This window comes from Lactobacillus sp. 3B(2020) (assembly GCF_013487845.1).
Classification (GTDB): Bacteria; Bacillota; Bacilli; order Lactobacillales; family Lactobacillaceae; genus Limosilactobacillus; species Limosilactobacillus alvi.
In genome coordinates this window covers 1,473,021-1,496,298 of record NZ_CP047410.1, presented here as the reverse complement: position 1 = coordinate 1,496,298, position 23,278 = coordinate 1,473,021, and the positions used below count along the sequence as shown (strand labels likewise).

The 23,278-nt window shown below is 44.4% G+C and carries 19 protein-coding genes, 19 tRNA genes, 3 rRNA genes and 1 pseudogene; 37 read left to right on the top strand and 5 right to left on the bottom strand.

The window, feature by feature from the left end:
- The first annotated feature begins 195 nt into the window (after positions 1 to 195).
- The 12 genes and pseudogenes from comGA (at position 196) to GTO83_RS07490 (ending at position 8,868) form a co-directional block, all read left to right on the top strand.
- Positions 196 to 1,182, top strand: a complete 987-nt coding sequence (comGA, locus tag GTO83_RS07545; RefSeq protein ID WP_255463112.1) for a competence type IV pilus ATPase ComGA — start codon at positions 196 to 198, stop codon at positions 1,180 to 1,182.
- Positions 1,148 to 2,167 (top strand): type II secretion system F family protein, encoded by a 1,020-nt coding sequence (locus tag GTO83_RS07540; RefSeq protein WP_180870133.1) that lies wholly within the window; start codon positions 1,148 to 1,150, stop codon positions 2,165 to 2,167. The genes comGA and GTO83_RS07540 overlap by 35 nt, the downstream gene beginning before the upstream one ends.
- A gap of 1 nt (position 2,168) precedes the next feature.
- Positions 2,169 to 2,480, top strand: a pseudogene (gene comGC, locus GTO83_RS07535) (competence type IV pilus major pilin ComGC).
- The gene (locus tag GTO83_RS07530) at positions 2,477 to 2,953 is read left to right on the top strand and encodes a hypothetical protein (protein ID WP_180870132.1); all 477 of its coding nucleotides are present in this window, start codon (positions 2,477 to 2,479) and stop codon (positions 2,951 to 2,953) included. Before comGC ends, GTO83_RS07530 begins: the two are co-directional and overlap by 4 nt.
- Complete coding sequence (locus GTO83_RS07525; protein ID WP_180870130.1) at positions 2,940 to 3,206, top strand: hypothetical protein; 267 nt, start codon at positions 2,940 to 2,942, stop codon at positions 3,204 to 3,206. Before GTO83_RS07530 ends, GTO83_RS07525 begins: the two co-directional genes overlap by 14 nt.
- Positions 3,203 to 3,733, top strand: coding sequence for a hypothetical protein (locus tag GTO83_RS07520; protein WP_180870128.1), 531 nt, complete (start codon positions 3,203 to 3,205; stop codon positions 3,731 to 3,733). The genes GTO83_RS07525 and GTO83_RS07520 overlap by 4 nt, the downstream gene beginning before the upstream one ends.
- A 188-nt stretch (positions 3,734 to 3,921) precedes the next feature.
- Positions 3,922 to 4,935: a class I SAM-dependent methyltransferase gene (locus GTO83_RS07515; protein ID WP_370524350.1), complete on the top strand. Its 1,014-nt coding sequence runs from the start codon at positions 3,922 to 3,924 to the stop codon at positions 4,933 to 4,935.
- Between the two features lie 17 nt (positions 4,936 to 4,952).
- Positions 4,953 to 6,146: an acetate/propionate family kinase gene (locus GTO83_RS07510; protein WP_180870127.1), complete on the top strand. Its 1,194-nt coding sequence runs from the start codon at positions 4,953 to 4,955 to the stop codon at positions 6,144 to 6,146.
- A gap of 132 nt (positions 6,147 to 6,278) precedes the next feature.
- On the top strand, positions 6,279 to 6,896 hold the full coding sequence (locus GTO83_RS07505; protein ID WP_180870125.1) for a metallophosphoesterase: 618 nt from the start codon (positions 6,279 to 6,281) through the stop codon (positions 6,894 to 6,896).
- A complete protein-coding gene (locus tag GTO83_RS07500) occupies positions 6,896 to 7,381 on the top strand; it encodes a YutD family protein (protein WP_180870123.1) in 486 nt (161 codons plus the stop codon). The genes GTO83_RS07505 and GTO83_RS07500 overlap by 1 nt, the downstream gene beginning before the upstream one ends.
- Positions 7,382 to 7,397: 16 nt before the next feature.
- On the top strand, positions 7,398 to 8,186 hold the full coding sequence (locus GTO83_RS07495; protein ID WP_180870122.1) for a TIGR01457 family HAD-type hydrolase: 789 nt from the start codon (positions 7,398 to 7,400) through the stop codon (positions 8,184 to 8,186).
- Positions 8,167 to 8,868 (top strand): DUF1461 domain-containing protein, encoded by a 702-nt coding sequence (locus tag GTO83_RS07490; RefSeq protein ID WP_180870120.1) that lies wholly within the window; start codon positions 8,167 to 8,169, stop codon positions 8,866 to 8,868. The genes GTO83_RS07495 and GTO83_RS07490 overlap by 20 nt, the downstream gene beginning before the upstream one ends.
- Here the strand turns inward: GTO83_RS07490 and GTO83_RS07485 are convergent.
- Positions 8,782 to 9,429 (bottom strand): VTT domain-containing protein, encoded by a 648-nt coding sequence (locus GTO83_RS07485; protein WP_180870119.1) that lies wholly within the window; start codon positions 9,427 to 9,429, stop codon positions 8,782 to 8,784. The two genes, GTO83_RS07490 and GTO83_RS07485, sit on opposite strands and share 87 nt — an antisense overlap.
- Before the next feature lie 620 nt (positions 9,430 to 10,049).
- On the opposite strand from GTO83_RS07485, the gene GTO83_RS07480 reads away from it, so the two are divergent.
- From GTO83_RS07480 to GTO83_RS07375, 22 genes are all read left to right on the top strand, one after another.
- Positions 10,050 to 11,624, top strand: a 16S ribosomal RNA gene (locus GTO83_RS07480).
- Between the two features lie 195 nt (positions 11,625 to 11,819).
- Positions 11,820 to 14,742: ribosomal RNA gene (locus GTO83_RS07475) — 23S ribosomal RNA — on the top strand.
- Between the two features lie 84 nt (positions 14,743 to 14,826).
- Positions 14,827 to 14,943: ribosomal RNA gene (rrf, locus tag GTO83_RS07470) — 5S ribosomal RNA — on the top strand.
- Together the 16S, 23S and 5S rRNA genes with 19 tRNA genes alongside form the textbook arrangement of a ribosomal RNA operon.
- A 4-nt stretch (positions 14,944 to 14,947) precedes the next feature.
- Positions 14,948 to 15,020, top strand: a tRNA-Val gene (locus tag GTO83_RS07465).
- 18 nt (positions 15,021 to 15,038) lie between these two features.
- Positions 15,039 to 15,111 (top strand) — tRNA-Lys (locus GTO83_RS07460).
- Positions 15,112 to 15,144: 33 nt separating this feature from the next.
- Positions 15,145 to 15,217, top strand: a tRNA-Thr gene (locus GTO83_RS07455).
- A gap of 8 nt (positions 15,218 to 15,225) precedes the next feature.
- A tRNA-Gly gene (locus GTO83_RS07450) sits at positions 15,226 to 15,297 on the top strand.
- Between the two features lie 29 nt (positions 15,298 to 15,326).
- A tRNA-Leu gene (locus GTO83_RS07445) sits at positions 15,327 to 15,412 on the top strand.
- Positions 15,413 to 15,420: 8 nt separating this feature from the next.
- Positions 15,421 to 15,494, top strand: a tRNA-Arg gene (locus GTO83_RS07440).
- A gap of 6 nt (positions 15,495 to 15,500) precedes the next feature.
- Positions 15,501 to 15,574, top strand: a tRNA-Pro gene (locus GTO83_RS07435).
- Positions 15,575 to 15,600: 26 nt separating this feature from the next.
- A tRNA-Met gene (locus GTO83_RS07430) sits at positions 15,601 to 15,674 on the top strand.
- A 16-nt stretch (positions 15,675 to 15,690) separates the two neighbouring features.
- Positions 15,691 to 15,764, top strand: a tRNA-Ile gene (locus tag GTO83_RS07425).
- Between the two features lie 20 nt (positions 15,765 to 15,784).
- Positions 15,785 to 15,872: transfer RNA gene (locus tag GTO83_RS07420), tRNA-Ser, on the top strand.
- 8 nt (positions 15,873 to 15,880) lie between these two features.
- Positions 15,881 to 15,954: transfer RNA gene (locus tag GTO83_RS07415), tRNA-Met, on the top strand.
- 4 nt (positions 15,955 to 15,958) lie between these two features.
- Positions 15,959 to 16,033: transfer RNA gene (locus GTO83_RS07410), tRNA-Asp, on the top strand.
- 5 nt (positions 16,034 to 16,038) lie between these two features.
- A tRNA-Phe gene (locus tag GTO83_RS07405) sits at positions 16,039 to 16,111 on the top strand.
- A 20-nt stretch (positions 16,112 to 16,131) separates the two neighbouring features.
- Positions 16,132 to 16,202, top strand: a tRNA-Gly gene (locus tag GTO83_RS07400).
- A gap of 13 nt (positions 16,203 to 16,215) precedes the next feature.
- Positions 16,216 to 16,289, top strand: a tRNA-Ile gene (locus tag GTO83_RS07395).
- 2 nt (positions 16,290 to 16,291) lie between these two features.
- Positions 16,292 to 16,380 (top strand) — tRNA-Ser (locus tag GTO83_RS07390).
- A 4-nt stretch (positions 16,381 to 16,384) separates the two neighbouring features.
- Positions 16,385 to 16,457, top strand: a tRNA-Glu gene (locus GTO83_RS07385).
- Between the two features lie 14 nt (positions 16,458 to 16,471).
- Positions 16,472 to 16,545 (top strand) — tRNA-Met (locus tag GTO83_RS07380).
- Between the two features lie 5 nt (positions 16,546 to 16,550).
- Positions 16,551 to 16,625 (top strand) — tRNA-Asp (locus GTO83_RS07375).
- A gap of 206 nt (positions 16,626 to 16,831) precedes the next feature.
- Here the strand turns inward: GTO83_RS07375 and GTO83_RS07370 are convergent.
- Positions 16,832 to 17,338: a hypothetical protein gene (locus GTO83_RS07370; RefSeq protein ID WP_180870117.1), complete on the bottom strand. Its 507-nt coding sequence runs from the start codon at positions 17,336 to 17,338 to the stop codon at positions 16,832 to 16,834.
- Between the two features lie 306 nt (positions 17,339 to 17,644).
- On the opposite strand from GTO83_RS07370, the gene spxA reads away from it, so the two are divergent.
- The 3 genes from spxA (at position 17,645) to GTO83_RS07355 (ending at position 20,079) form a co-directional block, all read left to right on the top strand.
- Complete coding sequence (spxA, locus tag GTO83_RS07365) at positions 17,645 to 18,046, top strand: transcriptional regulator SpxA (protein ID WP_180870115.1); 402 nt, start codon at positions 17,645 to 17,647, stop codon at positions 18,044 to 18,046.
- Positions 18,047 to 18,163: 117 nt separating this feature from the next.
- Positions 18,164 to 18,820, top strand: a complete 657-nt coding sequence (locus tag GTO83_RS07360) for an adaptor protein MecA (RefSeq protein WP_180870114.1) — start codon at positions 18,164 to 18,166, stop codon at positions 18,818 to 18,820.
- A gap of 245 nt (positions 18,821 to 19,065) precedes the next feature.
- Positions 19,066 to 20,079 (top strand): competence protein CoiA, encoded by a 1,014-nt coding sequence (locus tag GTO83_RS07355; RefSeq protein ID WP_180870112.1) that lies wholly within the window; start codon positions 19,066 to 19,068, stop codon positions 20,077 to 20,079.
- A gap of 276 nt (positions 20,080 to 20,355) precedes the next feature.
- On the opposite strand, the gene GTO83_RS07350 is transcribed toward GTO83_RS07355, so the two are convergent.
- From GTO83_RS07350 to GTO83_RS07340, 3 genes are all read right to left on the bottom strand, one after another.
- On the bottom strand, positions 20,356 to 21,777 hold the full coding sequence (locus GTO83_RS07350; RefSeq protein ID WP_180872182.1) for a transposase: 1,422 nt from the start codon (positions 21,775 to 21,777) through the stop codon (positions 20,356 to 20,358).
- Complete coding sequence (gene tnpA, locus GTO83_RS07345; protein ID WP_180870110.1) at positions 21,778 to 22,206, bottom strand: IS200/IS605 family transposase; 429 nt, start codon at positions 22,204 to 22,206, stop codon at positions 21,778 to 21,780.
- A gap of 253 nt (positions 22,207 to 22,459) precedes the next feature.
- On the bottom strand, positions 22,460 to 23,086 hold the full coding sequence (locus GTO83_RS07340) for a DsbA family protein (protein ID WP_180870108.1): 627 nt from the start codon (positions 23,084 to 23,086) through the stop codon (positions 22,460 to 22,462).
- Between the last annotated feature and the right edge of the window lie 192 nt (positions 23,087 to 23,278).

The window sequence follows — 23,278 nt, the reverse complement described above, 5'->3', positions numbered from 1 at the left end:
TAAATTTTAGGCTAAAGGAGGGGGATGTTTTTGGATCTAGCTAGGTTTAATGAACATATTTAAATTTAATGTCTATTAATTATTTTAGATTAGGAATCTGATAATCCTTGTTAAATTAACGTTTAAAATATTTTTAAATAAATAAAAATTTTCACCCCCCCTTTACGTATCTATATAAGTAAAGGGGGAATTTTTTTGGACTTAGAACGAAATTTTACCAAAACCTTGACCGCTGCGATTGGTGAGCGGGTTTCGGATTTGTATTTGTTACCGCGGGATAGGGAATATCAGTTATGCCTTTTAAAGGCGGGTAAATTGGAGTTGGCTGCCCAATATTCATTGGCAGCGGGGCAACAGTTGATTTCGTATTTAAAATATCAAGCTGATATGGCGGTTAGTGAACATCGGCGACCACAAACGGGAGCCCTCCGATGGCCAGTTCCGGGCCAAGCACCGATTGATTTTCGTTTGTCAACGGTTGGTGATTACCGGGGTCGTGAATCCTTAGTCATTCGCTTTATTTACCGCTTAACTGACCAATATCAGCTGATGTTACCTGATCAATGGGAAAAGCTTAGTCAAGCCTGCCTCCAACGGGGGTTGATGTTGTTTTCCGGACCGATGGGTTCAGGGAAGACAACAACGATGTACCGCTTAGCTCGGCAACTAAAAGATCAACACGTTATTATGACCATTGAAGATCCAGTTGAAATTGATGAGCCGGGCTTCATCCAACTACAGGTTAATGAACTCGCCCAAATGGGGTACCAAGACCTATTACGAGTTGGCTTACGGCACCGGCCAGATATCTTTATTATTGGGGAAATCCGGGATCCGGAAACCGCCCAAATTGCAGTCCGGGCCGCTTTAAGTGGGCACTTAGTCTTAGCGACTGTTCATGCGCGTTCTGCTTGGGGGGTGGTGAGTCGGTTAAAAGAGTTGGGGGTTGCGGATCATTATCTTGAACAAACCTTAAATACGATTTGTTATCAACGGTTGCTTCCGTTAGCAGATGGTCAACAAGCCGTCTTGTTTGATCTTTTGAGCGGGACTGATTTGATTAGTCGATTGGAAAAGAACCATCAAGGGGGGATGTCAGATGAATGGCAAACTACGCTTCAAACGGCGCAAAAGCAGGGAACCATTAGTGCCAAAACTGCCACGCAATATTCGGCGGGTTAAGGTTAAACGGGTGCATCTAGCCCAGTGGTTTGGTTTGATGGTGGACATGTTACAAGTCGGTTTTTCAATTCGTCAAACCTTAGAGTTTACGATAACCATGATGCCTAAACAGGAGCCGGTGATTGCATACGTTGAAAAACAACTGGAACGGGGGATGAATTTTGCCGATGCAATGCGCCCGTGGCTAACCGCAGATCTTTATTATCAGTTACAGTTAGCTGAACATCATGGCGAACTAACTGTTGCATTAGGTGAAATGAGTAAGTATTTAGCACTGCGGGAAAAGGAACGGCAACAGTTGCGGGCACTGGCCCAGTATCCGCTCTTACTCTTTGGAATGCTAGTTGGCTTGGGAGTGGTAATGCGTTTATATGTCTACCCAGAGTTAAATGACTGGCAAACTTGGCAGTTACCAGGTTGGGTTACGAGTTTAAAAGCCGCTTTGTTAGGCGCAAGTGGGGCCGGCTTAACGCTCGGGCTCTTACGTTACCTAACCTGGCGAAAGCAACCGCGACTGGCCCAGGTAAATTATCTTTGTCGTTTGCCCATTATCGGGCGCCTAGTCCGACTATATTTTGGTTACTATCTCACGAGTAACTTGGCAATTTTAGTACGCCGTGGGCTTTCCCTAAAAGAAATTTGTGCCTTATTTAGTGAATTTGACCCAGCCTCACTGTTATATCAGTTGGGGCATCAGTTAGCTCACCAAGGACAAAGCGGGGCAGATTTAAATATCTTCGTTAAACATCAACCATGTTTGCCCAATGAACTAATTTCCTTTATTGGGCGAGGGCTAACGAATGAACGTCTCGGTGAGGAATTTTCCCTGTTTGCCCGCTTACAGTTTGAACGCCTACAACGGCAAACGGAGAGCTTGATTGTGATGTTGCAGCCAATTTTGTTTTTAATCGTTGCCCTAGGAATTTTAGGCATGTATTTAAGTCTTTTATTACCAATTTATCAATCAATTACGGTGGTGAAGTAAAATGAAAAAAATATTGAAGAAGCGATCTGGATTTACTTTGATCGAAATGTCAATTGTCTTGTTTATTATTGCCCTCTTAGTTTTGATTATTTTGCCAAACTTAGCGAGTTAGCGGAAGCACGCTAACCATGTTCATCAAGATGCAATGGTAAATGTCGTTCAAACGCAAATTGATCTCTATGAAAACAATACGGGAAAGGACGTCACCGGTTTTGATGATTTACAGACGAACGATTATTTAACTGAAGCCCAAGTTAAAAAAGCGCAGAAAGAAAACATCAAAATTCAAGGTGGTAAGGCGGTTAGAGAATGAGACGGTCGGCCTTTACCCTAGCGGAAATGATATTAGTTTTAGGGATCCTGGCCTTAACGCTTTTGCTGACGACGCCCAAGATGGTTCGCTCTTATGAACACTGGGAACAACAACGGTTTTTTAAGCGGTTAGAGCAGGAGTGGAATGGTTCTTTGACTTATGCAAGAGCAATTGACCATCGGGTATTTGTTCAGTTTATTCCAACAAGGCAGGTAGTGAGTTTTCAGACCAAAAACAATGGTCAAGCTTATACAAACCTAAAATTACCCCATTCGCTACGCATGGGAATTGGCAATGAAGGTGAAAAGGATTGGCAGATTACCCAAGATGGGATAACCAGTCCAGGAACGATTACATTCTATGACCGACGAACGGAGGAACGCTATGAGATGCGGATTCAAATGGGGGGAGCCTTTAAATTGGTCCATCTGCCACCGGCAACGATTAAGGCAACCGGGGATGATGGCCGCTAACCAATTATTAGCCTTAGGAATCATTAGTGTTGCCCTCGCCTTTTTAGCCGTTAATGTTCAGGCCCTTAAAACCCAACGTTACCAGATGGAGCAAGCGGTAATTGTTAATCGCCTTGCCAAAGAGGCTAGTCAAGAAATTAGGGACGGTCAAAACCAAGTAATCCTCACCCGAGCTGGTTATACTGCGCTGGGAACTAAAGCCGGTGTGCAAGTCAAACAAGGGGCAAAAGTAATTTTGGAGGTTAGGCCATGAAGCAACGACCAGCTTTTACCTTGGCAGATGCTATTTTAGGACTCGGAGTTTTAGCGGTTACGGTCCTTTTAATTCAATTAGCCGTTAACCTTTTAAACCGACAAACTAATCTTAGCCTGGGATCAGAAACAACTTGGTACCAGGCAATCAATCTGTTGGAAAGTGACCGCTATGATTTTGAATTGGGGATGATTTCAACCTATCGGGTGCATTTCGTTGATAAAGCGGGCCGAAGATTTTATCTGCAACGCGAAAAAGATAGCCAAGCGCCCTTGGCTTTACGCGGCGTCGATGGTGGTTATCTTCCCTTAGTGTTTCACGTGCAACACGATAGTTTCCAGTGGCGGAAGTTGAATGACCACGAAATCTATTTAACGGTTACTACAAATGATCACAGGAGGCACGAAGCAATTGTTCAGCTTAAAGCACCGCGCCAATGCACTACTGATGGTGATTCTAATCCTAACGTCAGTCACGAGTGTAACTCTTTTCAATTTGACATATTTGGCTCGGCAAAGAGAGATTAACCAGCAACTAGTGCATGAATATCAACACCAAACTCGGCAAAATCTTAACAAGGCACAAGCAAATCAAGCAAAACCGGCAGGAGGGACGAATAATTAAGCTTAAATCCTAATTTAAAGCGCTTGAATTTAAGGACAAAAATCAGTAAACTAGGGATGTTGCAAAAACATGCAGAAGGGAGCGACCCAGACTGGTACAACAAACTCCAGAACAATTATTTGAGCCGTTTGATGAAGCAACGACCCTCTTACAAGCTGCCTTGAAGAGCTCGTATTTGGATGCTTTTCTTGAAAATGCGGAAAACTTGGTTGATGGTGGAAAAGTTCGGATTGAAGATGGCATTCCGGATAAAGCCACGACCGAGAAGATAGCAGCTCAGTATCAAAAACTTGATCTCGAGCATGCCGATCGCGAAACAATCCGGAAATTACTCCAATTGTCGTTGCTTAAAGTGATCCGCAAGGACATGATCCAAGCAAATCATCAAATGACGCCCGATACGATTGGCTTACTCATGGCGGCCTTAGTTGAGCGCCTGGCACAACACCATTTACCAAAGTCAATTCTTGACTTAACCGTCGGGACCGGAAACTTACTTTATACGGTAATGAACCAATTGCAAAGGGATGAACAACAAACCTTGCAAGGGTATGGAATTGATAATGATGATTCACTCTTGGCAGTAGCTAGTGTGAGTGGTGAATTACAAAAGCAAAAGGTGCAACTTTACCACCAAGATGCCGTTCAAGCTTTAGATGTTCCCTTAGTCAACCTCGTGGTTAGTGACTTACCTGTTGGTTATTATCCCTTGGATGATAATACGACCAATTATAAAACCCGGGCCAAAGAAGGCCATTCTTGTGTTCACCACTTGTTGATTGAACAGGCAACGAATTACTTACAACCGGGTGGATTTGGACTGTTCTTAATTCCAAGTGATTTGTTTAAGACGAAGGAAACTAAAGGTTTTGTGGAGTGGATTCAGTCGGTTGCTTATTTACAAGGATTGATTAATTTGCCTCATGAGTTATTCGCTAACCCAGCGGCCGAAAAGTCAATTTTGTTATTGCAACGCCACGGAGCTGATAGTCATCAGGCAGGAAAAGTGTTATTAGGGACTTTCCCATCTTTCAAAGATCAAGTAGGCTTCAAGCGCTTTATGGCTGAAGTTGACCAATGGATGGTAAGTAACTTAGCACGGTAAATCAAAGGAGAGTTAATATGTCAAAGTCAATTGCGGTTAATGCCGGTAGTTCAACAGTTAAGTTTAAGTTATTTGATATGCCAAGCGAAAAGGTTGTCGCTGAAGGGCTAATCGAACGGATCGGGCTTGAGATGGGTCACGCCAAGATTAAGTACGGCGATGGCCAAGTTCACGATGAAGAAACTCCATTTAAGGACCATGGGGTTGCTGTTGAATACCTTTTGAAGCAATTAACCAACCTTGGGATCGTTAAGGAATACAATGAAATTACAGCGGTTGGTCACCGGGTTGTTGCTGGGGGCGAATTCTTCAAGGATTCTGCAGTGATCGATGATGATGTGATGGCAAAGATTGACGAATTATCTGAATATGCACCATTACACAACCCAGCAGAATTAATGGGAATTAAGGCCTTCAAGGAGGTTCTTCCTGATGCCTTTGCAATCGCGGTCTTTGACACTTCCTTCCACACGACTATGCCAAAGATGAACGCCTTGTACAGTTTGCCATACGACTGGTATGAAAAGTATGGTGCCCGGAAGTACGGGGCTCACGGGACAAGTCACCGTTATGTTGCAATGCGGGCCGCTGACATGTTGGGTAAGCCATTAGATCAACTCAATTTGATTACGTGCCACATCGGGGCCGGCGCTTCAATCACGGCCATCAAGAAGGGGAAGTCTTATGATACTTCCATGGGCTTTACGCCGTTAGCCGGGATTACCATGGCAACTCGTTCAGGGGATGTTGATCCATCCTTAGTTAACTTCTTGGAGCACAAGCTCAACATTTCTAGCGATGAAATGGTTGATATGTTAAACCACAAGTCCGGGTTGCTCGGTTTATCCGGTATTTCTAGTGATATGCGGGATGTTCAAGCCGCTGCCGAAAAGGGAAACGACCAAGCTCAATTAGCTTTGGACATCTTTGAGAACCGGATTGTTCGCTACATTGGTTCTTACATGGCCGAATTAGGTCACACGGATGCCATTGTCTTTACCGCTGGGGTCGGGGAAAACGACATTGAATTCCGGCAAGCTGTTACTGATCAATTGCAAGGCTTTGGTCTCGGGGTTGATCCAGAAAAGAACAATGTCCGGGGTGTTGAACGCGATATTTCAACGGCTGACGCAACGGTTAAGACTTTGTTAATTCCAACTGACGAAGAATTAATGATTGTTCGGGATATCGAACGTTTGCGGAAGGCTTAATAAACCAAGATCAATTAATCGAGAGGCTGGAAATTAACTCAGCCTCTTTGTTGTTACATAAACTAGTTACCTAAGCCGGCATAAATGAGAAAGTGGCTAGCTTTCTCAATACATACGGGGGGCGAAATTTAAATGCAATATGTAATTTCAGATACGCACTTTTTAGATGCGAATATGTTGGGGATTGATGATTTTGCTCCGCGACCATTTGAAACTGTTCAGGCGATGGATCAGGCAATTATTGATCATTGGAACGAGCGGATCAAGGAAACTGATACGATTTATCACCTTGGTGATCTGGCAGTTGACATCACCCGGTCAGATAAGGAGGTTAATTCAGCGATCTTTACCCTCTTACAGTCGCTAAATGGACGATTGGTTTTAATTAAGGGCAATCATGATCGGCGGAGTCTCTTTAAGTATCTGGCAGCTCATAACTACGATGTGAGTGGCCAACCAAAGTTTGAATTTCATGATGTCGGCAAGCTAATTAAGTATGACCACCGACAATTCTATATGACACATTATCCAATGCTGCTTGGAATCGCGCCGCAGATTGTTAATTTACACGGGCATATCCATCATTACCAACTTCCGTACAAGACAAATTTAAATGTCGGGGTTGATGCTCCTGAATTAGCATTTTTGCCGCAAAAGCCACCATTTGGTACCCCGCTGTCATTTAAAGAAGTCGAGACAATGATTGCGGCTAAAACAGCTTGGTTAGCGAAGCAGGGAGGACAAGGCTAATGAATCGGACTAAGTTTGCCGAATATAGTGAACGCCGTCGAGATGAACGAGCGGGTGTATTTATGATTGAACGGCAAGATGAAACGCATTTTACCTTAAACCATCATCCGTATGAACTCTTAGTCAATCACAAAGCCGCTTTCCAAGCGGATGCGATGGCGGATCGTTTTAGTACGGTTTTGAGCAAGTATGATTATATTGTTGGTGACTGGGGTTTTGATCAATTACGATTGCGGGGGTTTTATGATCCTCAAAATCGCTTGTATACACCAGAACGGGGTGTTGAAACGATTGAGGATTATCTTTTTGAAGCATGTAACTTTGGTTGTGCTTATTTTATTGTCCAAAATCAAGATGTCCAAATTCCGCGGTACTTAAGTAAGCGCCGGGGAGCAAACATTAATGAACGGCGCTTTAACTCGCGCAATAATCACCATCCCCGGGTTCGTCGCCTTAAGAGTGGTCACCGCAGTCAAAAAATGTAATTAGGAGTTATCAAATATGAAGACAAATTATCAAGGTTATTTTATCGATCTTGATGGCACCATGTATAAGGGAAAGCAGAAGATTCCGGCAGCCCCCGGCTTTATTCAACGGTTACGTAAAGCTGGGAAGCAAATCATGTTCTTGACGAATAATAGCACGAGGACTCCGGCTGAAGTAGCAAGGAATTTACAAACTAACCACGGGATTGAAGCCTATCCAGAAGAGGTTTATACCACGGCCTTGGCAACGGCCGATTATTTAAAGGCTAACATTAAGGAGCGTCCGAAAACCGCTTATGTCGTTGGCGAAGAGGGTTTGAAAATTGCAATTCAAGCGGCTGATTTTACCTTAACCCCGACGAAGCCATCATATGTTGTAGTTGGCTTGGATACTCAAGTTACTTACCAAAAATTAGAAACGGCGGTCCTCGATATTTTAGCGGGAGCAACCTTTGTCGGAACTAATGCCGACAGTAACTTACCAAATGAAAAAGGGTTAACACCTGGAGCGGGTTCTTTAATTAAACTGGTGGAATATGCCACCACGGTTGGTGGTGTTAAACCAATTATGATTGGGAAACCAGAAACTTTGATTATGGAATTAGCGCTTAAGCGGAGTGGCCTCAAACGAAATCAAGTAGTGATGGTAGGGGATAACTATCGCACCGATATTTTAGCGGGTATCCGGAGTCAAATTGATACGCTCCTAGTGTACACAGGGGTTTCTACTCCTGAACAAGTTGAAAAGCAAACTCAACAACCAACCTATACTGTGAGGACTTTAGATGAGTGGCAAGTCAATTAAGGCAATTAGTATTAGCGGATTAGCAGTTATTAGCGGCGGACTGACAATGTTAGGCGTCGCTTTTTTGCTAACCTTGCTACTTTCGCCGGTTCTTTTATCTTATTCAAGTCATTTCTACGGCCTTACTTATTATCAAGAATTTCAGGAGTACTGGCGGATCATTCATTATTTTGCTAGTTGGCAACCATGGCTAACCTTTAAATGGCTCCCCTTAGCAGTTGCTGGTCAGCGACATTTCGCTGAAGTCCGCGGACTTATTTGGTGGGGCGGAGTGATTACGCTAATTGCGGGGATCGTGTTTGCTTGGACCTTGAAGTGGTTAAAGGTAAATTACCAACTATGGCGCTTAGTTCCAGGCTTGCAGTTTTTACTTTGGCTTTGGATGGCCGGTTTGATCTTTGGGGTAATGAACTTTGATAATTGGTTCATCACTTTTCATCGAGTGATTTTCCATAACCAAGATTGGATTTTTACAACAAAAAAAGAGCCGATCATCCGGCTCCTAACAACAGGTTTCTTTTTACGGTATTTGATTTGTTGGGTATTAATCAACTTAGGTTTAGTTAAGCTTACTCAATCGCTAATTAATCGGTGGTTAGTTAGTCTCCTTGCCAAACCGCGCCTTGATCCCGCCAACAATTGCCGGAATCAAGGTAACAACGATAATTGCAAGGATGATTAATGAGAAGTGCTTTTGGACGAAAGGTAAGTTACCAAAGAAATACCCCCCGCCACAACAAAGGAGCACCCAAGAGATGCATCCAATGATACTAAAACGGCAAAATTTGTAGTACGGGAATCCAGACCCAGCCGCTGCGAATGGAGCAAAGGTCCGGATGATCGGCATAAAGCGCGCCAGAATGATTGCTGGGGCGCCATGTTTTTCAAAGAATTGCTCAGCTCTTTCGAGACTTTTCTTATCAATTAATCGCCCAAACCACGAGTGGCTTGATAAAGAACGACCAATTCGATGTCCAATCAAGAAGTTTAGTGAGTCACCACTAAGGCAAGCGATCAAGAAGACGACTGCAAAGATCCAGATGTTTAAGCCATAACGAGGATCAGCAGCCAGCGCACTCGCGGCAAAGAGGAGAGAGTCACCAGGTAAAAACGGCATAATTACTGCCCCGGTTTCAATAAAGATAACCAAGAATAAGATCAAATAGCTCCAATCACCAAAGGCATTAACAATTTGAACAATGTGCACATCAATGTGGAGAATAAAATCAATCAGTGTCGACATGAGTACTCCTTTTATTCAATATAGTATGTTACCGGTAAATTCTATCAGTCCTATGGATAAAAAGAAAGATGATGTGAGGACTTTAAAGGTTTATTTACGATTAGATTTATCAAAACAAAAAGACGAACTAGCAAGAGCTAAAAAGCGATAACGATCCGCTAATGCGAAACTTTTTCGCCAACTAATTCGATAATTGTAAGGATAAAAGAAATAGTTAAATAAATTTACAGAAAACCTTTGACATTCCTTAAAGAACCCGGTATATTAGATATCGTTGTCACGGCAGTTAATTAAATTCACTGCTGATCAACAAAAGTTAATTAAAAAAGTGGTTGACAAAGAGTTGATAGTTTGATAACATGTAAGAGTTGCTGATGAGCTTAGTAATCAAGAGCTTCAAAAAAATGATTTAAAAAAAGTTCTTGACATCTTCTAAACCAGATGATATAATAACTAAGCGCTAGGAATTAACTTTCCAAGCAATTCGGTAGACCTTTGAAAACTGAATAAAGTTTCGACGAATCAAATGTGTAGGGTCCTTGATCTTAATGATCGAGGCAAAAACATTTGCGAAGTCAATTCGCTTAATTTATTTTTGAGAGCTATCTCAAATTCTTGTTTTATATGAGAGTTTGATCCTGGCTCAGGATGAACGCCGGCGGTGTGCCTAATACATGCAAGTCGTACGCGTTGGCCCAACTGATTGATGATGCTTGCATCTGATTGACGTTGGTTTACCAACGAGTGGCGGACGGGTGAGTAACACGTAGGCAACCTGCCCAGAAGCGGGGGACAACATTTGGAAACAAGTGCTAATACCGCATAACAACATTAACCGCCTGGTTAATGTTTGAAAGATGGTTTCGGCTATCACTTCTGGATGGGCCTGCGGCGCATTAGCTTGTTGGTAAGGTAATGGCTTACCAAGGCAATGATGCGTAGCCGAGTTGAGAGACTGATCGGCCACAATGGAACTGAGACACGGTCCATACTCCTACGGGAGGCAGCAGTAGGGAATCTTCCACAATGGGCGCAAGCCTGATGGAGCAACACCGCGTGAGTGAAGAAGGGTTTCGGCTCGTAAAGCTCTGTTGTTGAAGAAGAACATGCTAGAGAGTAACTGTTCTAGTATTGACGGTATTCAACCAGAAAGTCACGGCTAACTACGTGCCAGCAGCCGCGGTAATACGTAGGTGGCAAGCGTTATCCGGATTTATTGGGCGTAAAGCGAGCGCAGGCGGTTTTCTAAGTCTGATGTGAAAGCCTTCGGCTTAACCGAAGAAGTGCATCGGAAACTGGATGACTTGAGTGCAGAAGAGGGCAGTGGAACTCCATGTGTAGCGGTGGAATGCGTAGATATATGGAAGAACACCAGTGGCGAAGGCGGCTGCCTGGTCTGCAACTGACGCTGAGGCTCGAAAGCATGGGTAGCGAACAGGATTAGATACCCTGGTAGTCCATGCCGTAAACGATGAGTGCTAGGTGTTGGAGGGTTTCCGCCCTTCAGTGCCGCAGCTAACGCATTAAGCACTCCGCCTGGGGAGTACGACCGCAAGGTTGAAACTCAAAGGAATTGACGGGGGCCCGCACAAGCGGTGGAGCATGTGGTTTAATTCGAAGCTACGCGAAGAACCTTACCAGGTCTTGACATCTTGCGCCAACCCTAGAGATAGGGCGTTCCCTTCGGGGACGCAATGACAGGTGGTGCATGGTCGTCGTCAGCTCGTGTCGTGAGATGTTGGGTTAAGTCCCGCAACGAGCGCAACCCTTGTTACTAGTTGCCAGCATTTAGTTGGGCACTCTAGTGAGACTGCCGGTGACAAACCGGAGGAAGGTGGGGACGACGTCAGATCATCATGCCCCTTATGACCTGGGCTACACACGTGCTACAATGGACGGTACAACGAGTTGCGAACTCGCGAGGGCAAGCTAATCTCTTAAAACCGTTCTCAGTTCGGACTGCAGTCTGCAACTCGACTGCACGAAGTCGGAATCGCTAGTAATCGCGGATCAGCATGCCGCGGTGAATACGTTCCCGGGCCTTGTACACACCGCCCGTCACACCATGGGAGTTTGCAATGCCCAAAGTCGGTGAGGTAACCTTTTGGAGCCAGCCGCCTAAGGCAGGGCAGATGACTGGGGTGAAGTCGTAACAAGGTAGCCGTAGGAGAACCTGCGGCTGGATCACCTCCTTTCTAAGGAATTAATCGGAAACCTACACAGCGTTGAAACTTTGTTCAGTTTTGAGGGGTTTACCTCTCAAGCTTGTACTTTGAAAACTAAATAATATCTTTTCTAAATAATCAAGAAAACCGAGAACACCGCGTTATTTGAGTTTTTAACGAATATAATCGCTATCTCAATTAACTCGATTGATCGACGATCAATCAGGTTAAGTTACAAAGGGCGCATGGTGAATGCCTTGGTACTAGGAGCCGATGAAGGACGGGACTAACACCGATATGCTTCGGGGAGTGGTAAGTACACTTTGATCCGGAGATTTCCGAATGGGGAAACCTAACTAACTTAGTCGTTAGTTGCTTGACTAGTGAATTCATAGCTAGTAGGCGGTAGACGCAGTGAACTGAAACATCTAAGTAGCTGCAGGAAGAGAAAGAAAAATCGATTTCCTGAGTAGCGGCGAGCGAAACGGAAAGAGCCCAAACCAACGAGCTTGCTTGTTGGGGTTGTAGGACTGAACGTTTGAGTTACCAAGGGGCAAGGTAGTCGAAGCAGTTGGGAAGCTGCACCAGAGATGGTGATAGTCCAGTAGACGAAACCTTACCCCCTCAGTTCAGGATCCTGAGTACGGCGGGACACGTGAAACCCCGTCGGAATCCGCGAGGACCATCTCGCAAGGCTAAATACTCCCTAGTGACCGATAGTGAACCAGTACCGTGAGGGAAAGGTGAAAAGCACCCCGGGAGGGGAGTGAAAGAGTTCCTGAAACCATGTGCCTACAAGCTGTCGGAGCCCGTTAATGGGTGACGGCGTGCCTCTTGCAGAATGAACCGGCGAGTCATGATTACGTGCAAGGTTAAGGTGGAAAAACCGGAGCCGTAGCGAAAGCGAGTCTGAAATGGGCGTACGAAGTACGTAGTTATGTACCCGAAACCAGGTGACCTACCCATGTCCAGGATGAAGGTGCGGTAAAACGCACTGGAGGTCCGAACCCGTGTCTGTTGAAAAAGGCTGGGATGAGGTGTGGGTAGCGGTGAAATTCCAAACGAACTTGGAGATAGCTGGTTCTCTCCGAAATCTCTTTAGGGGGAGCCTCGGAATTAAGAATCTTGGAGGTAGAGCACTGTTTGAACACGGGGCCCGTCATGGGTTACCAACTTCAGATAAACTCCGAATGCCATCGATTCATGTCCGGGAGTCAGACGATGAGTGATAAGATCCACCGTCGAAAGGGGAACAGCCCAGATCACCAGTTAAGGTCCCAAAATATATGCTAAGTGGAAAAGGATGTGGAGTTGCATAGACAACTAGGATGTTGGCTCAGAAGCAGCCATCATTTAAAGAGTGCGTAATAGCTCACTAGTCGAGTGATCCTGCGCCGAAAATGTACCGGGGCTAAGCATATTACCGAAACTGTGGATTCAACCGTTAGGTTGAATGATAGGAGAGCGTTCTAAGGGCGATGAAGTTAGACCGTGAGGACTAGTGGAGCGCTTAGAAGTGAGAATGCCGGTATGAGTAGCGAAAGACAGGTGAGAATCCTGTCCACCGAATGACTAAGGTTTCCTGGGGAAGGCTCGTCCTCCCAGGGTAAGTCGGAACCTAAGGCGAGGCCGAAAGGCGTAGTCGATGGCTAACAGGTTGAGATTCCTGTACTAGTTAGTTGCGTTTGAATGATGGAGGGACGCAGAAGGCTAAACGATCCGGACGATTGGAAGTGTCCGGCCAAGCAGTAAGTTAGGGTTAGAGTTAAATGTTTTAATCCGGGTTAACAAGCTGTGATGGGGAGTGAAATTATAGTAGCGAAGTCGTTGATGTCACGCTGCCGAGAAAAGCTTCTAGTGAGTAACTAACTACCCGTACCGCAAACCGACACAGGTAGTCGAGGAGAGAATCCTAAGGTGAGCGAGTGAACTCTCGTTAAGGAACTCGGCAAAATGACCCCGTAACTTCGGGAGAAGGGGTGCTGGTCGCAAGACCAGCCGCAGTGAAAAGGCCCAGGCGACTGTTTATCAAAAACACAGGTTTCTGCAAAATCGTAAGATGAAGTATAGGGGCTGACGCCTGCCCGGTGCTGGAAGGTTAAAAGGAAGGGTTAGCTTCGGCGAAGCTCTGAATTGAAGCCCCAGTAAACGGCGGCCGTAACTATAACGGTCCTAAGGTAGCGAAATTCCTTGTCGGGTAAGTTCCGACCCGCACGAAAGGCGTAACGATCTGGGCACTGTCTCAACGAGAGACTCGGTGAAATTGAATTGCCTGTGAAGATGCAGGCTACCCGCGACAGGACGGAAAGACCCCATGGAGCTTTACTGTAGCTTGATATTGAGTGTTTGTATTGCTTGTACAGGATAGGTAGGAGCCATAGAAACCGGGACGCTAGTTTCGGTGGAGGCGTTGGTGGGATACTACCCTTGCACTATGACCACTCTAACCCGCACCACTCATCGTGGTGGGAGACAGTGTCAGGTGGGCAGTTTGACTGGGGCGGTCGCCTCCCAAAAGGTAACGGAGGCGCCCAAAGGTTCGCTCAGGATGGTTGGAAATCATTCGCAGAGTGTAAAGGCACAAGCGAGCTTGACTGCGAGACAGACAGGTCGAGCAGGGACGAAAGTCGGGCTTAGTGATCCGGTGGTTCCGCATGGAAGGGCCATCGCTCAACGGATAAAAGCTACCCTGGGGATAACAGGCTTATCTCCCCCAAGAGTCCACATCGACGGGGAGGTTTGGCACCTCGATGTCGGCTCATCGCATCCTGGGGCTGTAGTCGGTCCCAAGGGTTGGGCTGTTCGCCCATTAAAGCGGTACGCGAGCTGGGTTCAGAACGTCGTGAGACAGTTCGGTCCCTATCCGTCGCGGGCGTAGGAAATTTGAGAGGACCTGTCCTTAGTACGAGAGGACCGGGATGGACATACCGCTGGTGTACCAGTTGTTCCGCCAGGAGCACCGCTGGGTAGCTATGTATGGATGAGATAAACGCTGAAAGCATCTAAGTGTGAAACTCGCCTCAAGATGAGATTTCCCATTCCGTTAAGGAAGTAAGACTCCTCAGAGATGATGAGGTAGATAGGATGGAAGTGGAAGTGCGGTGACGCATGGAGCGGACCATTACTAATCGGTCGAGGACTTAACCAAGGTAAAAGGTGGTAAGGTTGCTTGAAGGGGAAAGATATTGTTTAGTTTTGAAAGCACAAGCTTTCAGTCCTGAAAAGGATAGAGTGTGGTGATGATGGCTTGAAGGATACACCTGTTCCCATGCCGAACACAGAAGTTAAGCTTCAACGCGCCGAAAGTAGTTGGGGGATCGCTCCCTGCGAGGATAGGGCGTCGCCACGCAAATGGAGGATTAGCTCAGTTGGGAGAGCGTCTGCCTTACAAGCAGAGGGTCACAGGTTCGAGCCCTGTATCCTCCATTGAGCCGGAAAGCTCATGAGCCGTTAGCTCAGTCGGTAGAGCATCTGACTTTTAATCAGAGGGTCGACGGTTCGAACCCGTCACGGCTCATTGCCAACAAAGGAAGGATTCCTAAAGTCATATGCCGACTTAGCTCAGTTGGCAGAGCACCTGTCTTGTAAACAGGGGGTCGGAGGTTCGAATCCTCTAGTCGGCATTTATTTTGCGGAAGTAGTTCAGTGGTAGAACATCACCTTGCCATGGTGGGGGTCGCGGGTTCGAATCCCGTCTTCCGCTTTGCCAATTCCATCCTACTATATTATTATGCCGGGGTGGCGGAATTGGCAGACGCACAGGACTTAAAATCCTGCGGTCAGTGATGACCGTACCGGTTCGATCCCGGTCCTCGGCATTTACTTTGCACCCATAGCGCAATTGGATAGAGTGTCTGACTACGAATCAGAAGGTTGCAGGTTCGACTCCTGCTGGGTGCATTTTTTCGGGAAATAGCTCAGCTTGGTAGAGCACCTGGTTTGGGACCAGGGGGTCGCAGGTTCGAATCCTGTTTTCCCGATAGTAATTTAGATAAGTTACTTAATTCGCGGTGTAGCTCAGCTGGCTAGAGCGTCCGGTTCATACCCGGGAGGTCGAGGGTTCGATCCCCCCCGCCGCGATTTGGGTGGTTGTTTTGGACCTTTAGCTCAGTTGGTTAGAGCAAGCGGCTCATAACCGCCCGGTCGTAGGTTCGAGTCCTACAAGGTCCATCCTACGGGTTCATAATTATGGAGGATTACCCAAGTGGCTGAAGGGGGCGGTCTTGAAAACCGCTAGGCCGGGCAACCGACGCAAGAGTTCGAATCTCTTATCCTCCTTTTATTATCGCGGGGTAGAGCAGTCTGGTAGCTCGTCGGGCTCATAACCCGGAGGTCGTTGGTTCAAATCCAGCCCCCGCAATTTTGGTCCATTGGTCTAGTTGGTTTAGGACGCATCCCTGTCACGGATGAGATCGCGGGTTCGAGTCCCGCATGGACCGTTTCTGGCTCGGTAGCTCAGTTGGTAGAGCAACGGATTGAAGCTCCGTGTGTCGGCGGTTCGATTCCGTCCCGCGCCATTTAATTAAATATTTAAGATGCGGGTATAGTTTAGTGGTAAAACCACAGCCTTCCAAGCTGTTGTCGCGAGTTCGATTCTCGTTACCCGCTTTTTCTTTTGAATGGGTCTATAGCTCAGCTGGTTAGAGCGCACGCCTGATAAGCGTGAGGTCGGTGGTTCGAGTCCACTTAGACCCATTGGGGAAGTACTCAAGTGGCTGAAGAGGCGCCCCTGCTAAGGGTGTAGGTCGCGACAAGCGGCGCGAGGGTTCAAATCCCTCCTTCTCCGTTATGACCCGTTGGTCAAGTTGGTTAAGACACCAGCCTTTCACGCTGGTAACATGGGTTCGAGTCCCGTACGGGTCATCTTATTTTATTATCGCGGGGTAGAGCAGTCTGGTAGCTCGTCGGGCTCATAACCCGGAGGTCGTTGGTTCAAATCCAGCCCCCGCAATTTTTGGTCCATTGGTCTAGTTGGTTTAGGACGCATCCCTGTCACGGATGAGATCGCGGGTTCGAGTCCCGCATGGACCGCTAATAAAAAAGCTGGGAAGAAGCATTTTCTTCCCAGCTTTTTTCTACCGCTGAACGGTTACTTAAAAACATGATTCTGTTTAGCTTGTTCGAGTTCGTAAACGCCGATTAAATTGTTAGTCCGCTCCAAAAACGATTCCGACAAATTAATCTTGATGGAACTTACCCTTGATCGGTCGTCGAGATGGTGTGCTTTTGCCATTCCATTATTCAGCTAAATGGTATTGATCAAAGAAGTATTGATTACGTGGTCCTGGTTCGCCATATTGCCGGAGGGGATCATAACGTGGACTATCTAACCATTCACTTAAATCTCCTGCGGACTGCCACCAGGTCATCAAAACAGTTGTACCTGGATCATCTTTTCGTTCCATTAGATAACCCGTTAATAATTTTGTGCCTTGTGAGTCAGCAATTGTCTCGTCAAGAATATCATGTGCCCATTTCCGCAATAATTTCCGTTCCTTCCGACTAAGAGTAAAGGATTGGTAATTTAGAAATCCCCGAAAATCGTCTTTGCCAACTGCGTGTAATGTTTTGAGTCGAATTGGAGCAGCAAAAGCTGATTTTTTGCCGGAAAAATCAAACAGAGTATATTTACCGGGTATCCGGGTACTACTATAGAGGCGTAGTAGTCGGTCTGACTTTAATTCGTTCTCCTTATCGTGGAGAAAATCAAGTGATCCAAGAGCATAGCTAATTTCTGATAACATAATTATCACTTCCTTAACCTTATTATACTTCTTAATATAAATTGTGCGATAAAAAATTACATTATCAAGTGATTCTGGTTTTGGGGATCGATAATTAAATAAAATCAATTGACGGTTTCCCGGACTTAAGGTGAGTAGATGTAAAATAACTTTTGTATATCATTGAAAACGGTTAAAATCGTATTTTTAATACACTTACAAAAAGTAAATAATTTTCAAAAGAAAGGTTTTATTTATCAGTGTAGTAGCATATAATGGAATTGAAGGATAGATGAAGTTCAGATTTTCAAAAAGGGGGCAGCTTAAATGGTAACACTTTACACATCACCAAGTTGTACATCTTGTCGGAAAGCGCGGGCATGGTTAAAGCAACACAATATCCCATATGTAGAGCGAAATGTTTTTTCTGACCCGTTAAGTTTAGCCGAAATTAAGACGATTCTCCGGATGACTGAAAATGGAACTGAAGATATTATTTCTAAGCGTTCCAAAGCTTATCAATCTTTGAAGATTGACCTTGATGAATTGCCAATGACGAAGTTATACGAATTAATCACTAAAACACCAGGGCTATTGCGGCGGCCAATTATTATTGATGACAAGCGGATCCAAATCGGTTATAACGAAGATGAAATTCGGCGCTTCTTACCACGGAAGGTCCGGGCAATGGAGCTAGCCGAAGCCCAACGTCGGGCAAATATGTTTTAAAAATTTTAAAATTAAATGTGGGTGAAAGCAAATTTCACCCGCTTTTTTTGCAGTTTGGCATGAAATTCGGTAAAATAGAGAGGATTTAAATTTAACGGAGTTGGGAGGAACTAGCGAATGGAAAGTAAACGAATCGATGAAAATACCATTCAAGTTCTGATAAACCAAGATGACTTGATTCAACGGGGAATCTCAATCCCAGACTTGATGAATGATCAAGATAAAATCGAGGCCTTCTTTTACCAAATTTTGGATGAAGTTGATGTTGATCATGATTTTGATCATGATAGTGCGCTAACCTTCCAGGCAAGACCAATGCAAAATAATGGATTAGAACTACTAATCAAAAAGGTGGTGAACCAATCAAATGATGTTGGCTTACCACCGTCAATTAAAGATCAATTACAGGGTTATGATGATGACCAAAGTTTAAATGATCAACCAGATGATGTTGAAACGGCCTTAGCAGATCCAACCGTTGATAAGTTCGAACAAGTTGTTAAATTAGTTAATTTTGAGGACTTAGTTGAATTAGCCCAACAACTTGACACGCTAAATTTAGTAACCGATCTTTATCAATTTGAAGGTGATTACTACTTAGTACTTACCTTCATCAATGAAGGGACGTTGACTTCTGGTGAAATCCGTGACCGGATGGCAGTTGTCAATGAGTTTGCGCAACCAGCTAGTGTTTCAAAGAGTTTTTTAGCCGAGCATGGTAAACAAATCATGGATCAAACGGCAATCGAATTGATTCGGCATTATTTTAGTTAAAAGAATGCGGTCGGAGAAAAAAGTCTTCAACGGCTTGAAATGAGCTAGCCAACTTACTTGGTGTTTGCTCGTCTACTTGGTGACTGGCTTGGTCGTAGTTGCTGAGCAACATTGGGCGATGAAAGAGGGAGCCGGGAAGAAGCAAAAGTTTCTTTCCGGCCCCCTTTTAATTTGTTTAGACTTTTTGGTAAATAAAAAAATGCAAAATCATCTTTTTTACGTATTTAAATAGTAGGAGGGATGAAATGAAAATTGCAATTAGTCAAAAAGGAATTTTAACATTAGCGCCAAACGCAATTCGCGGTCAGCAGTATTGGTGTCCCGATTGTGGTCAATTAGTGCGCATTTGCCGAGGTAAAGCTAAAAAGGCCTATTTTGCTCATCAAAACGATCGTCAGCATGGACAAGGTGAAACAAATGAGCATCAAGTCGGTAAAATTCAAATGCTGGAATGGGCGAAGAAGCGCGGATGGCAAGGGGAGTTAGAACATTACTATCCCCAGATTAAACAGCGCGCAGATATATTGTTAAAACGACCAACGCAACAAGTAATCATTGAGTTTCAGTGTAGTAATCTTGATTTAAAACGGTTGGTAGAACGAAATCAAGGGTATGCTCAAATTGGAATTAAACCAATTTGGATTCTGGGAAGTCCATATCGGCATTGGCTCCGCGCAAATCGGCAAGCCCAATTTACCTACCTTGATCACCAAAAACCAACGATTTATTTTTGGGACTATCAAAAGGCAGAGTTAATTAAAATGGTTGGTTGGATTTCAGCTAAGGCAAAAGTAAACCCACAGCAAGTTAGTCAAGATGTTTATCGCAGTCAGTTTAGCAATGGTAAGAATCAAACCGTGCGCCAAATCGTAACCCAGGTCTATCAAGCTGGACATGAACTAAGTACAAGCCCCTTAGTGGCCCATTGTCGGGAAACTAACTGGCCCTTTTTAGCTGAGCCACTATTTTTTTGGCATTTACGGCAATTATTATGGATCGAGCGCTTTGGGCTAGGAAAAACTTGGCTACTCAGAGAATGGTTACTTGGGGTTGATCAATTTTCAGCTTGGTTGCCATTACCATGTTTAAGTAAGCAACAAAGGCAACAGGTTCATCAACAGTTAATTTGGGCTTGGACAAAACAACTATTAACGGCAAGAATTTTAAAACAAGATCAACACAAGATTATCTATTGGCATCCACCGGTGTGGTTTCCAAATTATGAAGCCAAATTAAGAGCTTTGCGGCGAATAAAGTAAGCAACCTAGGGGCTTGCAAAAAAGCTCCTCAACGGTCTGATTAGGACGTGAACTACTCGGCCATAAATGACCGAGCTTCTGGATCAAAAGGCAACAGTGTGCCTCTTGATCTGGAAATCGTTTAGGCAATGGAGAATCAAGTTACACTTGATTCTCGAACAGTTAAAACCGTTTCCGAAGGCTTTTCGCACCCGTTTTGCACGCTCAGGGTGATACGCCAAAGTCTCCTCTTGTAGCCTTTAAGGACGGCAAGGTTCTGTCCCGCCCGTGATGATATTAATTAATTTCAACTAGATATTCTGGCTTAATTGCTTTAGGGAGTCGTGTTTTAGCGACTCCTTTCTTTTTTGCGTCTTCAATTTCTTGTTGCCGTTCGCGATACTTGTAATGTTTCTTTGGATCGAGTGCCCAACTAAGAATATTCCAACTTGCGTTGAGATCCCGAATGATTTCTTTACCTGTCAGTTCAGAACGCCAGTGGCGTTCCACAACCTCATGTTTCTGGACATAATCAGTGCCGTATTCAACTTGACTTGTCTTGTAGGAATCAACCCTAAGCAGAGTTTTACCCTCACGGTTGGCGACTTGCGTCAATAATTGGGCTAATTCGTAAGGCTTAACTTTTGCTAAATGGCGGTTCTTACCGTGATTACCGGCTTTACTTAACGCCTTAGACTCACGACGCATTTCTTTAGCGTCGAGTTGCTCGATGGCTAGTAAGTCGTAATCATCAAAGAGTTGTTTAGCAATTTTACGGTAGGCTTCCGTTAGCAGATTCGTCCTTCGCACATTATAGTATCTAATTTGTTGGTTGAGATCAGCTAAGCGGCGGCACCGCTTGTTTAGGTGAGCGCTTAAAATATCTCGACGACTCTTGAGCCCGTTGATGATTGATTCATACTTATCAGCTAATGCCGACGTTCGTAAGGGCAGGTAAATTCGCTCGTCATTGGAAGTATGGAAGATTTTTTCGTCTTTCATGTTCCAATCAGCGCCAGCTTTTCTTGCTGGTTTAACCCGTTCAACTGTGGACTTTAGAACTAGCTGAAGCTCAAAAGTATCATTGCCTTTACGCTTAATCTTAGATGTGACAACCTTCTGGTTCTTTAGGTTCCGGATATCTTCTAATACTTGAACCACTCCATAATCTTGAAGCTTAATCCAGTGTGGTGACAGCACCTCGATTTGACCATTATCGGGTAAGGAAACCGTCTTATGACTAGCTTCATTCCGTAGGAATGTTAGTGATCCCTTACGGTACCAAGAGCGGTGTTTAGGATTGTTACCGTGCTTATTGTTACGGTAATCTTCTTTTTCTTGTTCGATCATCATGGATGCTTTCTTGAGCACCTTCCGGTACTCGCCGAAATTAGTCAACATCGTTACTAAGAATTGATAAGCTGCTTGTGAGTGTAATCCGATTTTCTTAGCATTCCAACGTTTTAAATTATAGTATTCTTTTAAAAATCGCGGTAATATTTCATCTTTAATAATATAGTTCTTACCAGTACGAGTAGTTGGAAAAGTACGACCGAGATGCTTATAACCGTAGGTTCTTTCTAGGAATTTAAGCGCATAGTTGTGTAGTTCGTTTTCTACAGCCAAGTTACACATGTGTTTTTCAGTTAACTCTGCCGTAACAACTAGGTGGTACCGGCGAGTACGGACATATTCAGTTGTTTTAGGCAGTTTAAGCATTTAGCTCTCCTTTTTACGTTGGTCGTCAATATATTTAGCTACAGCTTGCTCGTTTACGGCACCAATGCTTTCTACGTAATAACTAGGTGACCAAAGGTGGCGCCCCTTTTGTTTCCAATAGCTGGTCTGCAATTCTGGACATTTGCGAAATAATTGATATGCAGTGATCCCTTTTAACCAACGAACAATATTGGTGACAGATAGCTTAGGTGGGGCGCTAACCATTAAGTGAACATGATCATCTTTGCCAATTTCAAGATGAACAATTGTAAAGCCATACTCTTTAGCAATCTGATTAACTAACTCCTTAAACACTTGCTCAACATGTCCCTGCAAGACTTTGTTACGGTATTTAGTTCCCCAAACAATGTGGTAATTTAAGTTATATACGGAAGTTCTCCCATACGTAAGTTTATTTATATCTTTCATATCAGTAATTATACCACATATTTATCTACCCATGTGACCTAAAGGACAGAAAATTAGGGCAATTCATCACGTCCTTAAAAGAACGTGTTTCCTTGCCCGTTTTCAAAAAATGAAGGTTGGTGCGACCGTAGTTACTGAGTAACATTCGGAGATGAAAAAGAGGCCGGAAAGAAACATTAGTTCCTTCCCGGCCTCAGCCACCTTGATCCTAAAACGCTACCACTGATGGCCAAGTAGCTCACCCAGATTTGCATTAGATAATCCTAAATGAATGGTGTTGTTTACCTAGCTTATCAGCAAAAACTTGGGGATCTTGACTAGCTTGTAATTGACCATTTTGCATACATTCAAGTAAACTGTCGTAGTCAAAATCATTAATCATTACCCCGTACTCAGGTTCATTGGTGTCAAAGACAACCGCGGTTGCTGTCCGGATTACTTTGAGTTCATTTGCCATTTTTTGATCCGCCAAAAAAGCTTTACGAGCAAGGGAAGACTTACGATCAGTTAAAAACATTTCTAAGTCTAACCCAACGTTATCAGCAATCTTGGTAGCTAGTTCAAAGGAATAACTTTGTTGATGGTTAATTAACTCTGTTTGAAGTTGTAAAAGATATTTTCGTCCGCGTTTACCGCCTTGAAAGAGAGCGGCCTTAAAGTCCAAGCTGATTTGATAAAGAAGCTCAGAAATTTTTTGCTGGTGGTTAGCTGACAATCCATACCGGTGAAGGGTATCTTGAATCGTATACAAGTTAATCAGCGGGATGAATTGATAGTTAAATTTAGTTTGTTCAAGATCATGCTCAATCCGCATTACATCTTGTTCACAACGGTAACACTTCATCCCTAACGGATTGACGAAGAGATGGATTTCAATCACGGATGGCTCCTCCAATCGTTAGATAGTTTCTGCAATTATTTTGGCAAAATCAATTAAAATTGTAAAGTAAAGTGTTTTTAGATGACAGGTAAGTTGCCAACACCCAAATTATCCGTTAGTGGTTAGGCGTTAAAACCGCTTAAGTGGCAGGGGTATGTTAAAATGGATCTTAGAATTAAAGAGAAAGTAGGA